Below are 13,866 nucleotides of genomic sequence, written 5' to 3' on the forward strand. Positions count from 1 at the left end.
ATCAAGCGTCAGGACTTGGAGCCCGAGCCGCCCGATGAGCCGCCACGGCTACCCTTGCCGCGGTCCTCGTCTTCCTCCTCGCTGCCGGCTTTTCCACCGCTGCGCGATGCGCTGCCGGGCGAGCTGCTCTGGCTGCTGCGCGTATCGTTCTTGTGGCTCATGCTGCCGGCACGGCGCGCCTCTTCCGAAGTGAATTCGTGCGCCGTACCTTTTTCATGCGCCGCGCGGCCGCCTTCAGCCGCTATCTCGCGTTGCTGTTCCGGATCCATGGAAGCGAAGCCGCGCTTGCTGGTATCGCTTTGCTGGCTGCCGGATTTGCCGCCCTGCTTGTTGCCTTGATCCTTACTTTGATCCTTGTCTTGATTCGTCGCCATGATGGGTCTCCTTTGATCGCGTCGCCTGCTTGCTACACAGGAGCAGCCATCGTAGTGCACAGCCCAGCCACACAATATAGGACGTGTGCAGTGAGCACTGTAGGATCATTCCGGGTACCGGTTTTCCCACCTGAGCGAAACTCAATTACGCTGGGCCCGGCACTTCGAACACGGCGTCGCCAGTGCTGACAACGATGCGCTCCGCAGGTTGCGTCGCCACCGCGTGGCCGCCGGTAAAGGCGCCAAACGACGGCAGCACCATGCGCGTGTCGCCGATCAGGAAGCATGGCAGCGTCAGCAACTCCCAGCCGCGGCGCAAGCGGTACAGCGGATGCACATGGCCCGCCAGCACGTAGGACGGCACCAGCATGTCCGGATGATGGCAGAACGCGAACGGCGCCAGCACATGCGGCTCGTCGACCATTGCGATATCCAGCGCGGCGGGCGGATCGCCGGCGTGGGCGTCATGGTTGCCGCGCACCACCGTCAGGCGCAGCGCCGGATGACGCAGGCGCCAGCGCAGCATGACGGCCAGCGTGGCGTCGGCATGCGCCGCCTTCGCATGCAGGAAGTCGCCGAGGAACATGATGTGCCGCACGTCGCAGGCCGCGATCAACGCATCGAGCGCGGCGACATTGGCCGAGGTGGTACCGCCGGGGACCGGCACACCCAGCTTGCGGAACGAGGCCGCCTTGCCGAAATGGATGTCGGCCACGACCAGCATCTTTTCGCGCGGCCAGTACAGCGCCCGTTGCGCCAGCAGCAGCACCTCTTCTCCGGCCAGCTGCAGCGGCAAGGCCGCGTGGTCTTCGCGTTTCATGGTCCGGCCGCCTTTTCCAGTTCGCGCACCATGCGGGCGACGCGGTCCGACAGTTTCTCGGTGCTGAGCTTTTCACGGAAGCGCTCCACCATCAGCGCGAAGCCGAACGGCGTCGCGCGCTTGACGGCGTTGAAGCTGATGGCGCGGCCATGCAGCTCCTCCAGCGTGGCGCGCAGGCGGCCCAGTTCCAGTTCCTGCTCCAGCACTTCCCACTGCGCCTGCGTCAGCAGCAGGTTGCCGGCGTCGTGCTGGCTGAACACCGAAAAGAACAGCGACGACGACGCCTGCAGCTGCCGCGCGCTTTTCGGCTGGCCGGGATAACCCTGAAACACCAGGCCGGCGATGCGGGCGATCTCGCGGAAGCGGCGCCGCGACAGCTCACTCGCGTTCAGGCTGGCCAGCACGTCCTCCAGCAGGCGCCCGGTGCCAAGCAGCGGCATCTGGTCGCCGCGCTCGCCGCCGAACAGCGTCGCCCAGTCCAGCGGCTGCGGCGCCAGCAGCTCGAAGCCGTAGTCGTTGACGGCGATCGAAAACGTCACCGGCATGATGCAGCCGACGCGCCACGCCAGCAGCGACGCCAGCCCGATATGCACCGCGCGGCCGGCGAACGGGTAGATGAACAAATGGCAGCCCTCCCGGCTTTGCATGCTCTCGACGACCATGGTATCCGGCGTCGGCAATGCGGACCAGCGCCGCTGGATCGCCAGCAGCGGTCGCAGCGCCTGCATCTCGGGGCCGTCGTAGCGGTCGTGCGCCGCCAGGCGCAGTTGCTCCAGCGCGGCGTGCGCCAGTTCCGACGACAGCGGCATCTTGCCGCCTTGCCAGCGCGGCACCGCGCCGCGCGCGCCGGTGGCGCGGCGCACGTAGGCCGTCATCTCGTGCAGGCGCACGAATTCGAGTACGCGGCCTGCGAACAGAAAGTGATCGCCCTGGCGCAAACGGGAGATGAACGATTCCTCGACGCTGCCCAAACGCCCGCCGCTGACGTATTTCACCTGCAGCGACGATTCCGACACGATGGTGCCGATGCCCATGCGGTGCCGCCTGCCCAGCGCCACGTCCGGCACGCGGTAGACGCCCTCCTCATCCTGCAGCACGCGCCGGTACTCGGGATAGACGGTCAGCGCCTGGCCGCCGCGCGCGACGAAGTCCAGCGCCCACTGCCATTCCTCTTCGCTCAGGTCGCGGTACGACCAGGCGCTGCGCACTTCCGCGTAAAGGGCTTCGGAGCGGAAGCCGCCCCCTAGCGCGATCGTCACCAGGTGCTGGACCAGCACGTCGAGCGGCTTTTCCGGCACCTGCCGCGCTTCGATGTCGCGCGCGGCCACCGCCTGCCTGGCGCCAGCCGCCTCCAGCAGCTCCATGCTCTGCGTCGGCATCAGCGTCAGGCGCGACACGCGGCCCGGCGCGTGGCCGCTGCGGCCGGCCCGCTGCAGCAGGCGCGCAATGCCCTTGGCGCTGCCGATCTGCAGCACGCGCTCCACCGGCAGGAAATCGACGCCCAGGTCCAGGCTCGACGTGCACACCACCGCCTTCAACTGGCCCTGCTTCAAGCCCTGCTCCACCCAATCGCGCACTTCCTTGTCCAGCGAGCCGTGATGCAGCGCGATCAAGCCGGCCCAATCCGGCCGCGCATCGAGCAGGTGCTGGTACCACAGCTCCGCCTGCGAACGCGTGTTGGTAAACACCAGCGTGGCGGCGTGCCGCTCGATCTCGGCGATGACCGGTGCCAGCATCTGGATGCCGAGATGGCCGCTCCACGGGAAGCGCGACGGATTTTCCGGTATCAGCGTGTCGACGCGGATCTCCTTGGTCACATGGCCTTCGACGATCACGCCGTCCGGCATCAGTACCTCGCGCGCGCGGGCCAGGTTGCCCAGCGTGGCAGACAAGCCCCACACCAGCAGCGCCGGATTCCACAAGCGCAGCCGCGCCAGCGCCAGCTGCGTCTGCACGCCGCGTTTGTTCCCCATCAGCTCATGCCATTCGTCGACGACCACCATGTCCAGCTGCGCGAACTGCGCGCGTGCGTCGGCCTTGCTGAGCATCAGCGTCAGGCTTTCGGGCGTCGTGATCAGGGTTTCGGGCGGGCGCTTGTTCTGGCGCGCGCGCTGGGCCGACGAGGTGTCGCCGGTGCGCGATTCGATCTGCCATTGCGGCGCCAGGTCGGCGGCCGATTGTTCCAGCGCACGCAAGGTGTCGGCGGCCAGCGCGCGCATCGGCGTGATCCACAGCACGCGCAGGCCGGCCCTGGATTTGTTCGCGGCTGCGGCGCGCCGCAGGGCGGCGAACCACACGGCATAGGTCTTGCCGGCGCCGGTGCTGGCGTGCAGCAGGCCGGAACGGCCTTGCGCCGCCGCGGCCCACACCTCGCGCTGGAACGGAAACACGCGCCAGCCGCGCGCGGCAAACCATGCCTCGACCGGCCCCTCGCCCTTCATGGCGCCGCCAGCAGGCTTTTCAAGACGTCGAGCGTGTCCGCATCCTCTATCGACTTATCCTCGCGCCGGCGCAGGATGCGCGGGAAGCGCACGGCGATGCCGGACTTGTGGCGCGGCGAACTGGCGATGCCTTCGAAGCCGATCTCGAACACCATGCTCGGCGTGACGCTGCGCACCGGCCCGAATTTTTCTATCGTCGTCTTGCGGATGGCCGTATCGACCTGCGCGATCTCGGCGTCGGTCAGGCCGGAATAGGCTTTGGCGAAGGGCACCAGCTTGCGCTCGCCGTCGGTATCGGCGTCCCACACGGCAAAGGTGTAGTCGGTGTACAGCGAAGCGCGCCGCCCGTGGCCGCTTTGCGCGTAGATCAGCACCGCGTCCACGCTGTAGGGATCGATCTTCCATTTCCACCAGGTGCCCTCGCTCCTGGTCCTGCCGACGCCGTAGCGCGCGTCGACAGCCTTCAACATCATGCCCTCGACGCCGCGCTCGCGCGACTCGTTGCGAATTTCCGCCAGCTGTTCCCAACTTTCCGCCGCGATCAGCGGCGACAGGCGCAGCTGCGGCGCGCCCTGCAGCTTGCGCACCAGCTTTTCCAGCAACTGGCGCCGGCCGGACTGCGGCAGGTGGCGCAGGTCCTGGCCATCCAGTTCCAGCAGGTCGTAGGCCACCATCACCGCCGGCAGCTCGCCCAGCAGCCGCGCCGAGACCTGCTTGCGGCCCATGCGCTTCTGCAGGTCGGCGAACGGCGCCGGCGCGTGGCCGCCGTTCCAGATCAGGATTTCGCCGTCGATCACCACGCCGTCCGGCAATCGCAGCGCCGCCAGTTCGGGAAAGCGTTCGGTAATCAGGTCCTCGCCGCGCGACCAGATCCAGTTCTGCCCGCCGCGGCTGACCAGTTGCGCGCGCATGCCGTCATACTTCCATTCGACTTGCCAGTCAGCCAGTTGGCCCAGCGTGGCGGGGTCGCGCTCCAGCGCGTGGGCGAGGAAGAACGGATAGGGCTGGCCGCCGCGCTGCGCGTGCTCGTCCTCGCTGTGGGCCGAGATCAGTTGCAGGAAGCCGGCCGCCGTCGGGCTGACACTGCCGTCGGTCCAGCCCATCAGGCGTTGCGCCAGCACCTTGCTGTCCACCTTGGCGACGGCGCTCAGCGCGCGCGTCACCAGCAGGCGCGACACGCCGACGCGGAAGCCGCCGCCGATCAGCTTGGTCAGCAGGAAGCGTTCGCGCGTGTCGAGCTGGTCCCAGTACAGGAACAGCGCGGCGCGGATCGCTTCCGGCGCCGCGCCGCGCAGGGGGGCGATGGCCAGCTCGATCCAGTCGGCCAGGCCGATCCCGCTGTGCTGGGACGGCGGCGGCAGGATCAGCGCGATGGTTTCGGCCAGGTCGCCGACGGCGTGGTAGCACTCGTCGAACAGCCAGTCGTCCAGGCCCGAGTATTCGATGGCGTACTGGCGCAGCAGCTTGGTCGGCACGGCCTGGCGCGGCTTGCCGCCGGCCAGGAAGTAGACGGCCCAGGCCGCGTCCTGCGGCGCGGCGCTGGAAAAATACGACTGCAGCGCGGCCAGCTTGCGGCTGGTGGCCGTGGTCTCGTCGAGTTCGGCATAGAGACGGGAGAACTCATGCATCGCTGCCTCCGTCCGGCGGGGCGGCGGCGACAGACTCGTCCGCCTCGTCGTCACCATATTCGGTATCGAAACCGCTTGCCTGCAAGCCCTGCTGCTGCAGCCAGCGCACCAGCACCGGTATCGAGCCGTGCGTGACGATCACGCGCCGCGCGCCGGTGGCGGCGATGGCCTGCATCAGCCCCGGCCAGTCGGCATGGTCGGACAGCACGAAGCCGCGGTCGACGCCGCGCCGCCGGCGCGCGCCGCGCAGCTGCATCCAGCCGCTGGCGAAGGCGTCGCTGAAGTCGCCGAAGCGCTTGATCCACGGCGACCCGGCCGCCGACGGCGGCGCGATGACGATGGAACTGCCGATGGTATCCCTGGGCACGTCGGTCACCATCACCGTGGGCGGCAGCGCCACGCCTTCGTCACGGTAGACCTGGTTCAGGGCCTGCACCGCGCCGTGGCAGATGATGGGGCCGATGGACGGATCGAGTCCGCTCAATATCCGTTGCGCCTTGCCGAAGCTGTAGCATTGCATGACGCTGGCGCGGCCCTGCCCGGCGTTGGCGCGCCACCATTCGTTGATGTCGGCAAACACCTCGCGCTCCGGCTGCCAGCGATACACCGGCAGGCCGAAGGTCGATTCGGTGATGAAGGTGTCGCAACGCACCGGTTCAAAGGCCGCGCATGTGCTGTCGGGCTCGATCTTGTAGTCGCCCGACGCCACCCAGACCTCGCCCTGGTATTCCATGCGAACCTGAGCCGAGCCCAGCACATGTCCGGCCGGGTGCAGCGACAGCGTCACGCCGTTGTGCGTGACCCGCTCGCCGTAGGCCAGTCCATCGACGGAGATCGGCCCCAGCCGCGACCGCATGATGCGCACGCCGGGCGCCGCCGTCAGATAGTGCTGATGGCCGCCGCGCGCGTGGTCGCCATGGGCGTGCGTGATCACGGCGCGCTCCACTGGACGCCATGGATCGATATAAAACCGGCCGGGGACGCAGTACAAGCCTTCCTTGCGCACTACCACCATATCGGACATGGGCTGCTTTCGAAATTCGATGCCCGATTGTAGTGTTCGCGGAATGTCTTATCTGTCCGTCACCGCACCAAGATCACACAGGCTCGATAAATTCCGTCATGAAGCAGATATTCTCATCCATTTCCTGGTTGATTAAAACATGCTCGTCACCAATCATCAGCATGGCCTCGATTTCCGGTGACAGCCTCGGCGGTCCGCCCGGCACGGTTCTGTCCGCACTTGACGATAACCTGTGCTTCCCCTGACGCAGCAGGACTACGTTCTTTTTTCTGGTCGGCATAGCTAATCCGTTTTCTTTGGTCAACAAAAGCGCCGGTCTGGAAGCACGGCGCACTGCCAACCAGAGTATCGCGGGTCGCGCTGACGCGCCATCGGAGGGTGCCTACAAATATCGTAGGAGTGCCTCGGAAAACGGCTAGGAGTCGTTAGGAATAGCGGCCTCGGCCGCTTTCAGGCATTCAGGCCCTTCATGCCTTCCTGCGGATAGCGCTCGCCCGCGGCCATCCCCGGCGGCAGCGCGGCGTCGATGCGGGCCAGTTCGGCGGCGCTCAGCTGTATCTGCAAAGCGCCCAGGTTCTCCAGCAGGTAAGGGATGCGCTTGGTGCCGGGGATGGGAATGATGTCCTCGCCCTGCGCCAGCAGCCAGGCCAGCGCCAGTTGCGCGGGCGTGCAGTCCTTCGCGGCGGCGATGTCGCGCACGATGCCGGCGATGCGCTGGTTGGCCTGCAGGTTGGCTTCGGCAAAGCGCGGACTGAGCTTGCGGAAGTCGCCGTCCTCCAGCGGCGCCACCGTGCCCGTGAGGAAGCCCCTGCCCAGCGGGCTGTAGGCGCAGAACACGGCACCGACATCGCGGCAGGCCTGCAGCACGCCGTCCTCCGGATCGCGCGTCCACAGCGAGTACTCGCTCTGCACAGCGGCGATGGGATGGATGGCAGCGGCGCGGCGCAGCGTGGCCGGCGAGACTTCGCACACGCCGACGGCGCCGATCTTGCCCTGCCGTGCCAGGTCGGCCAGCGCGCCCATGGTATCTTCCAGCGGCGTCTCGGCCAGGTTGAAACGGTGTATATAGTATAGATCGATATGCTCGACGCCCAGCCGCCGCAGCGATGCCTCGCAAGCAGCGCGGATGTAGGCCGGCGTGTTGTCGACGCGGCGCTCGTAGCTGCCGGCCCGGCGCACCAGGCCGAACTTGGTGGCGACGGTCACCTGCTGCCGTTTGCCGCGCAGGAAGCGGCCCAGCAGTTCTTCGTTGTGGCCGATACCGTAGCTGTCGGCGGTGTCGTAGAGGGTAACGCCGGCCTCGTACGCGGCCTCCAGTGTGGCCAGCGATTGGGCGTCGTCGGTGGCGCCGTAGAATTCCGACATACCCATGCAGCCCAGTCCCATGCGCGGTAGTTTCATGATGTGCTCCAGTTGGTGAGTGATGAAGCCAGTCTAGGCGCGCACGGCCGGCGGCGGAATGTGCAAAATCGTGATACCTTTTCAGTATCATGAGAAAACTCGATACCCACGCGCTGCAGATCTTTGTCGCCGTCGCGCAATGCTTGAACTTCCGCCAGGCCGCCGAGCAGCTGCACATGACGCAGCCGCCGCTCAGCCGCGCGGTGCGGCAGCTGGAAGAGCGGCTGGGCGTCAAGCTGTTCGAGCGCGATACCCAGCACGTGGCCCTGACGCCGGCCGCCGCCGACCTGCTGCCGCGCGCGCTACGCATTCTGGCGCTGCTGGACGACGCCGAGCAGGCACTGCAGGCGCGCCAACCGGGCATGCGGCAGCAAGTGCGGCTGGGCCTGACCTCGTCGATGGAGTCCGACCTGTTCCGCGCCTTCACCGATAGCTTGTCGGCGGCGACCGACGGCGCCGTGGCGCTGGACGTGCTGTTCGACGCCTCGCCGCGGCTGGTCGCCCGGCTGCGCGCGAGGCGGCTGGACGCGGCCGTCATCGCCTTGCCGACCAAGACCTTCGACCTGCCTGTGCTGGAACTGGGAAAACAGCCGACGCTGGTCGCGCTGGCCAGCCGCCATCCGCTGGCCCGGCGCCGCAGCCTGGCGCTGGCCGACCTGCAAGAGCAGCCGGTGTACTGGTTCGAACGGGCGCGCCAGCCGGCCTTCTTCGACCACTGCCACGCCGTGTTCCGCAAGCATAGCTTCGCGCCCCGCTTCCTGCTGGAGCCGCACGATCATCACGTGCTGCTCAGCGACGTGGCCGCCGGCAAGGGCATGGCGCTGCTGCCGGCCTCCTTCGCCGCCATCCGCCGCCCCGGCATCGCCTACCGCAAGCTGAAGGAAGGGGACGAGCTGGCGGCCGGCCTCGGCCTGATCGTCGCCGACGGCCATCCCGCCACCGCCCTGCTGCGGCGCCTGGCCGGCGAAACGCTGGCGTGATCGGCAGCGCGCCGACGCCGAAACGGCTACCATATCGGCTTAGCGAATTTTTTCTTAGAAGAAAACCATGACTTTCACCCTCAGCGACACCGCCTACAGCACCGACACCCCCGAAGCCAAGATCGCCATGTTTGGCGACCTGCGCTCGCAACTGAGCGGCCTGGTGCACGGCGAGAGCGACCTGATCGCCAACACCGCCAACTTCAGCTCGCTGGTGTTCAACAGCATGCCGGGCCTGAACTGGGCCGGCTTCTACTTCCTCAAGGGCGACGAGCTGGTGCTCGGACCGTTCCAGGGCAAGCCGGCCTGCATCCGCATCAAGAAGGGGCGCGGCGTCTGCGGCACCACCGTGGTGGAAGGCAAGTCCATCGTCGTGCCGGACGTACACGCCTTCCCCGGCCATATCGCCTGCGACGTCAACTCCCGCTCGGAGCTGGTGGTGCCGGTGCGCGGCGCCGGCGGCGAGATCGTCGGCGTGTTCGACCTCGACAGCCCGCTGCCGAACCGCTTCGACCAGACCGACGCCGACGGCATCGAATCCTTGGTAAAAATCCTCGAAGCCACCTTCTAAACAATCCGGGGTCAGAGCTGACATTTGGACACGGGCTCAGCCGTAGCGCCGGCTACGGCTGAGCCCGTGTCCAAATGTCAGCTCTGACCCCGGATTTTTCACTTGCCAACAGACCGACCGGTCTGTACAGTCCATGACATGACTACTTTACCCACCCGAGACCGGCTGATCCGCGCCATGGGCGATGCGCTGCAGCGCAAGGGCCTGCATGGCGCCGGCATCAGCGAAATCCTGGCCGCCGCCGACACGCCCAAGGGCGGCCTCTATCATCATTTTCCCGGTGGCAAGACCGAGCTGGCGGTGGCCGCCATCCAGCAGCAGGTGGCCGACCTGTGCGCCCTGCTCGACAAGCTGCTGCCCGCCTCGCCCGATCCGGTGGTCGCGCTGGAACTGTGGACCAGCAAGGCGCAGCAACTGCTGGCGGCCAGCGGTTTCCAGCGCGGCTGTCCGCTGGCCACCGTGGCGCTGGAATCGGAAGTCGACGACGTCGCGATCCGGCAGGCGCTGTCGGACGGCTTTGCCGCCGTGCGCGATCGGCTGGCGCAGGCCTTCGAGGCCTCCGGAAAAATCGCCAACGCCGGCGGCCTGGCCGCGCTGATCGTGGCGGCCTACGAGGGCGCCCTGCTGCAAGCCCGCGTGGCCGGCAGCGTGGCGCCGATGGAACTGGTCAGCGCCACCCTGTTCCCCCTGCTGCGCGCACAACTCCAAGGAAAACCGCAATGATCAAACAGCAACTCACACTCAAGGCCGCCGACGGCTACCCGATCGCCGCCACGCTCTACCCCGCCGCCGGCGACCTCCGCGCGCACCTGATCGTCGCCAGCGCCACCGGCGTGCCGCAGGGCTACTACCGCCGCTTCGCCGAGTTCGCGGCGGCGCGCGGCTTCCGCGTGCTGACGCTGGACTATCGCGGCATCGGCCTGTCGCGCCCGGCCACGCTGAAGGGCTTCAAGATGGATTACCTGGATTGGGGCCGCCTCGACCTGGCCGCCGCCGTCGACCACATGGACGCCAGCAAGCAGGACGGACTGCCATTGTTCATGATCGGCCATTCCTACGGCGGCCACGCGCTCGGCCTGCTGCCTAACCAGCACAAGATCGCCGCCTGCTACCTGTTCGCCACCGGCGCCGGCTGGCACGGCTGGATGCCGCCGCTGGAACGCGTCAAGGTCTGGATCATGTGGAACATCGCCGGCCCTATACTGACGCGCTGGAAGGGCTATCTGGCCTGGAGCAAGCTGGGCATGGGTGAAGACCTGCCGCTGGACGTCTACCGCCAATGGAAAGGCTGGTGCCGCTACCCGCACTACTTCTTCGACGATCCTGACATGCACGGCATCCGCGCCAGCTACGACCGCGTGCGCATGCCGGTGATGGCGGTCAACGCGCTGGACGACCTGTGGGCGCGCCCCGCCTCGCGCGACGCCTTCATGGCCGGCTACCGCAACGCCAGCGTCACCGCCGTCACCATCGACCCCGCGCGCGCCGGCGTTGGCGCCATAGGCCATATGGGCTACTTCAAGGCGAAGGCGCAACCGCTGTGGGAGGACGCGCTGGCCTGGTTCCAGGCCCGGCTCATTTAGCGCCGGCGCGCGCCAGCAGCAGCGCGCGTTCCCGCTCGTTTTGCGTCAGCTCCGCCGCGCGCTGGAATTCGATGCGGGCTTCGTCGTGCCGCCCCAGCTTGGCCAGGAAATCTCCCCGCACGCTGGGCAGCAGATGATAGTTTCGCAGCGCCGGCACATCCATCAATCCATCGACCACCTCCAGCCCCGCCTCCGGGCCGAAGGCCATGGTCAGCGCCACCGCGCGATTGAGCTCCACCACCGGCGACGGCGCCAGCTGCGACAAGGCGTCGTACAGCGCCGCGATGCGGCCCCAGTCGGTGTCGGCCGCCGTCCGCGCCCGCGCATGGCAGGATGCGATGGCCGCCTGCAAGCCGTACGGCCCCAGGCCGCGGCCGGTGTGCGCGGCGCGCTCCAGCGCGGCCAGGCCACGCCGTATCAGCATCTGGTCCCAGCGCGCGCGGTCCTGCTCCAGCAGCAGTATCGGCTCGCCCTTCGGCCCCACGCGGGCGCGGGCGCGCGACGACTGGATCTCCATCAGCGCCACCAGTCCGTGCACCTCCGGCTCGCCCGGCACCAGCTCGGCCAGGATGCGGCCGAGGCGCAGCGCCTCCTCGCACAAAGTGGGGCGCATCCAGTCGGCGCCGGCGCTGGCGGAATAGCCTTCGTTATAAATCAGGTAGATCACCTGCAGCACCGACGCCAGCCGTTCGACCAGCTCGTGCGCGCGCGGCGCCTCGAACGGCACCTTGGCTTCGGCCAGCGTGCGCTTGGCGCGCACGATGCGCTGCGCCACCGTCGATTCCTGCACCAGGAAGGCGCGGGCGATTTCCTCGGTGCTCAAGCCACCCAGCATGCGCAAGGTCAGCGCCACGCGGCCTTCGGTCGGCAGCACCGGGTGGCAGGCCACGAACACCAGGCGCAGCAGGTCGTCGCCGATGTCGTTTTCCAGCGCATCGGCCACCGCCGCATCCAGGTTGGGCGAGGCGTCCTGCAGCACGCCTTCCAGTTCGTAGGTCAGTTCCGCTTCTTTTTCCTGGTGCATCTGGCGCCGGCGCAGCACGTCCAGCGCGCGGTTCTTGGCCACGGTGGTCAGCCAGGCGGCCGGCTGGTCGGGCACGCCGGTCTCGGGCCAGCGCTCCAGCGCCAGCACCAGCGCGTCCTGCGCCAGTTCCTCGGCCTGGCCGACGTCGCGCAGCATGCGCGCCAGCACGGCGATGATCTTGGCGGACTCCATCCGCCAGACCGCCTCGACGACCTTGTCAACCTTGGCGGGCACGGGATTTTTTGCTGAAGGCTTCGCGCAGGCCCACCTCCAGCAGCTCGGCGCGCAGGCGTTCCTCGGCGGCGCGCATTTCCGGGGTAAATTCCTGGTGGGCGATACGCTCGCAGGCTTCGCGTATCTCCAGCGTCAGGTCGCCGGGGCTGGGATAGGGATAGGCCTTGGCCCAGGCGATGGCGTCGTCGATCGACGCCGCCTGCAGCATCCAGTAGCCGGCGATCAGCTCCTTCACCTCGGTGAACGGGCCGTCGATCACCGTCGTCTTCGAATTGGCGAAGTGGACCCGCGCGGCATTGGACGTACCGCGCAGTCCTTCGCCCGCCAGCAGCACGCCCTGCCGCACGCCCGCTTCGTTGTAGGCGTTCATCACGTCGATGACTTCCGCCGGCGGCACCCTGTTGGCCTCCAGGTCGGCGTCGGAACGGATGAACACCACGTAGCGCGTCAGCGACTCCTCGCGGCGCGGCAGCGTGCCCGCCGCCGTGCCGCGATCGTCGAAGCCGACGCAGCCGCCAGGGCAGCCGGGGTCGCGGATTTCATAGACTGCGCCGCTGTCGAACAGCGGAAACCAGCGCACCTGCTCGATCGCATCCTCGCGCGACTCGGCCTCGATCAGCGTAAAGCCGGCCACCAGCTCCTTCGGCGAGAACGGCCCCTGGCTCTGGCTCCATACGCCGTCGCGGCGCACCAGCCGCACCGCTTCGGCGCTCGGACGTAAAAAGATTCCCGGCTCCAGCGCCGGCGGCTGCTGGCCGCGTTCGGTGTTCTGGTTGGCCCGGCGCAGTATCATGAATTCCATGGAATGCTCCTGTTTTTATTACGGCTAAGGTAGCAGCATCACAGGCGGGCGCGCAAGGCTTCTTCCTGCGCGATCACCTCGGGTGTGGCGGCTTCGCCAAAATCCTCCATCTCGAACACCTGGCGGATCTCGATTTCGGACGGCACTTCCATCGGGTTCGGACAACGCTTCATCCACTCGATGGCCTCCTCCTTCGATTTCACCTGGATCAGCCAGAAGCCCGCGATCAATTCCTTGGTCTCGGAGAACGGGCCGTCGATGACGGTGCGGCTGGCGCCGTCGTAGCGGATGCGGGCCCCCTTGGAGCTGGGATGCAGCCCCTCGCCGGCCAGCAGCACGCCGGCGTTGACCAGCTCCTCGTTGAACTTGCCCATCGCCGTCAGCAGCTCGGTGCTCGGCATCTTGCCGGCCTCGGAATCCTCGGTGGCTTTTACGATAATCATGAAACGCATGACGGTCTCCTTATTCGCAAGGCGGGGTTTGCTGTTTCATCGCCTCGTTCATTTCTTCGGGCGTCATGTCCTTGATGTGGGTGGCGATCGACCAGTGGTGGCCGAACGGATCGGTGACCTGGCCGTAGCGGTCGCCCCAGAACATGTCGGCAATCGGCATCTTGACGGTGGCCCCGGCGGCCACCGCCTGGGCGAAGATGGCGTCCGCATCCTTCACGTACAGGTGCAGCGTGACCGGGCTGCCCTTCAGCGCCTTCGGGCCGAGGCCGCCATAGTCGGGAAAATCGTCCGCCAGCATGACGATGGAATCGCCGATCTTGACGGCGGCGTGCATCAACTTGTTGTTCGGGCCGGGCATGCGCGCCGTTTCGACGGCGTTGAAGGCCTTCTTGTAGAACTCGATGGCGTCGGCCGCCCCCTCGCAAACCAGGTGCGGGGTGACGCTGTGCATACCTTCTGGAATGGCATCTACTTTTGCAGTCATGGTGATCTCCTTGATGTGGGTTGAAGCGAGTGAATCGTCACTCTACCT

At 67.3% G+C, this 13,866-nt stretch carries 15 protein-coding genes; 4 read left to right on the forward strand and 11 right to left on the reverse strand.

What is annotated here, in order from left to right; translation table 11 throughout:
- Positions 1-8: 8 nt before the first annotated feature.
- The 7 genes from ACSQ3S_RS25795 to ACSQ3S_RS25825 form a co-directional block, all read right to left on the reverse strand.
- A complete protein-coding gene (locus ACSQ3S_RS25795) occupies positions 9-374 on the reverse strand; it encodes a KGG domain-containing protein (protein ID WP_176654427.1) in 366 nt (121 codons plus the stop codon).
- A 145-nt stretch (positions 375-519) separates the two neighbouring features.
- The gene (pdeM, locus tag ACSQ3S_RS25800) at positions 520-1,194 is read right to left on the reverse strand and encodes a ligase-associated DNA damage response endonuclease PdeM (protein ID WP_436144193.1); all 675 of its coding nucleotides are present in this window, start codon (positions 1,192-1,194) and stop codon (positions 520-522) included.
- Positions 1,191-3,635: a ligase-associated DNA damage response DEXH box helicase gene (locus ACSQ3S_RS25805; protein ID WP_436144194.1), complete on the reverse strand. Its 2,445-nt coding sequence runs from the start codon at positions 3,633-3,635 to the stop codon at positions 1,191-1,193. The genes pdeM and ACSQ3S_RS25805 overlap by 4 nt, the downstream gene beginning before the upstream one ends.
- Complete coding sequence (locus tag ACSQ3S_RS25810; RefSeq protein ID WP_436144195.1) at positions 3,632-5,263, reverse strand: ATP-dependent DNA ligase; 1,632 nt, start codon at positions 5,261-5,263, stop codon at positions 3,632-3,634. The genes ACSQ3S_RS25805 and ACSQ3S_RS25810 overlap by 4 nt, the downstream gene beginning before the upstream one ends.
- Complete coding sequence (locus ACSQ3S_RS25815; RefSeq protein WP_436144196.1) at positions 5,256-6,287, reverse strand: ligase-associated DNA damage response exonuclease; 1,032 nt, start codon at positions 6,285-6,287, stop codon at positions 5,256-5,258. Before ACSQ3S_RS25815 ends, ACSQ3S_RS25810 begins: the two co-directional genes overlap by 8 nt.
- A 73-nt stretch (positions 6,288-6,360) precedes the next feature.
- Positions 6,361-6,591 carry a hypothetical protein gene (locus tag ACSQ3S_RS25820; RefSeq protein ID WP_436144197.1) on the reverse strand — a complete coding sequence of 77 codons (231 nt, stop codon included), beginning with the start codon at positions 6,589-6,591 and terminating at the stop codon, positions 6,361-6,363.
- A 146-nt stretch (positions 6,592-6,737) separates the two neighbouring features.
- Positions 6,738-7,688 (reverse strand): aldo/keto reductase, encoded by a 951-nt coding sequence (locus ACSQ3S_RS25825; protein WP_436144198.1) that lies wholly within the window; start codon positions 7,686-7,688, stop codon positions 6,738-6,740.
- Positions 7,689-7,777: 89 nt separating this feature from the next.
- Between ACSQ3S_RS25825 and ACSQ3S_RS25830 the strand changes: the two genes are divergently transcribed.
- The 4 genes from ACSQ3S_RS25830 (at position 7,778) to ACSQ3S_RS25845 (ending at position 10,822) form a co-directional block, all read left to right on the forward strand.
- A complete protein-coding gene (locus tag ACSQ3S_RS25830) occupies positions 7,778-8,668 on the forward strand; it encodes a LysR family transcriptional regulator (protein WP_436144199.1) in 891 nt (296 codons plus the stop codon).
- 67 nt (positions 8,669-8,735) lie between these two features.
- The gene (locus ACSQ3S_RS25835; protein ID WP_176654419.1) at positions 8,736-9,239 is read left to right on the forward strand and encodes a GAF domain-containing protein; all 504 of its coding nucleotides are present in this window, start codon (positions 8,736-8,738) and stop codon (positions 9,237-9,239) included.
- A gap of 138 nt (positions 9,240-9,377) precedes the next feature.
- On the forward strand, positions 9,378-9,962 hold the full coding sequence (locus ACSQ3S_RS25840) for a TetR/AcrR family transcriptional regulator (protein ID WP_436144200.1): 585 nt from the start codon (positions 9,378-9,380) through the stop codon (positions 9,960-9,962).
- A complete protein-coding gene (locus tag ACSQ3S_RS25845; RefSeq protein ID WP_436144201.1) occupies positions 9,959-10,822 on the forward strand; it encodes an alpha/beta hydrolase family protein in 864 nt (287 codons plus the stop codon). Before ACSQ3S_RS25840 ends, ACSQ3S_RS25845 begins: the two co-directional genes overlap by 4 nt.
- Here ACSQ3S_RS25845 and ACSQ3S_RS25850 read toward each other — a convergent pair.
- Genes ACSQ3S_RS25850 through ACSQ3S_RS25865 form a run of 4 tightly spaced genes read right to left on the reverse strand, consistent with a single transcriptional unit; the run spans position 10,815 to position 13,818 of the window.
- Complete coding sequence (locus tag ACSQ3S_RS25850) at positions 10,815-12,038, reverse strand: RNA polymerase sigma factor (protein WP_436145078.1); 1,224 nt, start codon at positions 12,036-12,038, stop codon at positions 10,815-10,817. The two genes, ACSQ3S_RS25845 and ACSQ3S_RS25850, sit on opposite strands and share 8 nt — an antisense overlap.
- A gap of 25 nt (positions 12,039-12,063) precedes the next feature.
- Entirely contained in the window at positions 12,064-12,882 is an 819-nt protein-coding gene (locus ACSQ3S_RS25855) for a YciI family protein (RefSeq protein WP_436144202.1), read from the reverse strand.
- 38 nt (positions 12,883-12,920) lie between these two features.
- Positions 12,921-13,334, reverse strand: coding sequence for a YciI family protein (locus ACSQ3S_RS25860; protein WP_176654416.1), 414 nt, complete (start codon positions 13,332-13,334; stop codon positions 12,921-12,923).
- Positions 13,335-13,344: 10 nt separating this feature from the next.
- Positions 13,345-13,818, reverse strand: a complete 474-nt coding sequence (locus tag ACSQ3S_RS25865; RefSeq protein WP_176654415.1) for a VOC family protein — start codon at positions 13,816-13,818, stop codon at positions 13,345-13,347.
- Positions 13,819-13,866 lie beyond the last annotated feature (48 nt).

The sequence above is a fragment of the Duganella sp. LjRoot269 genome, from assembly GCF_964254095.1.
Taxonomy (GTDB): Bacteria; Pseudomonadota; Gammaproteobacteria; order Burkholderiales; family Burkholderiaceae_D; genus Rugamonas; species Rugamonas hordei.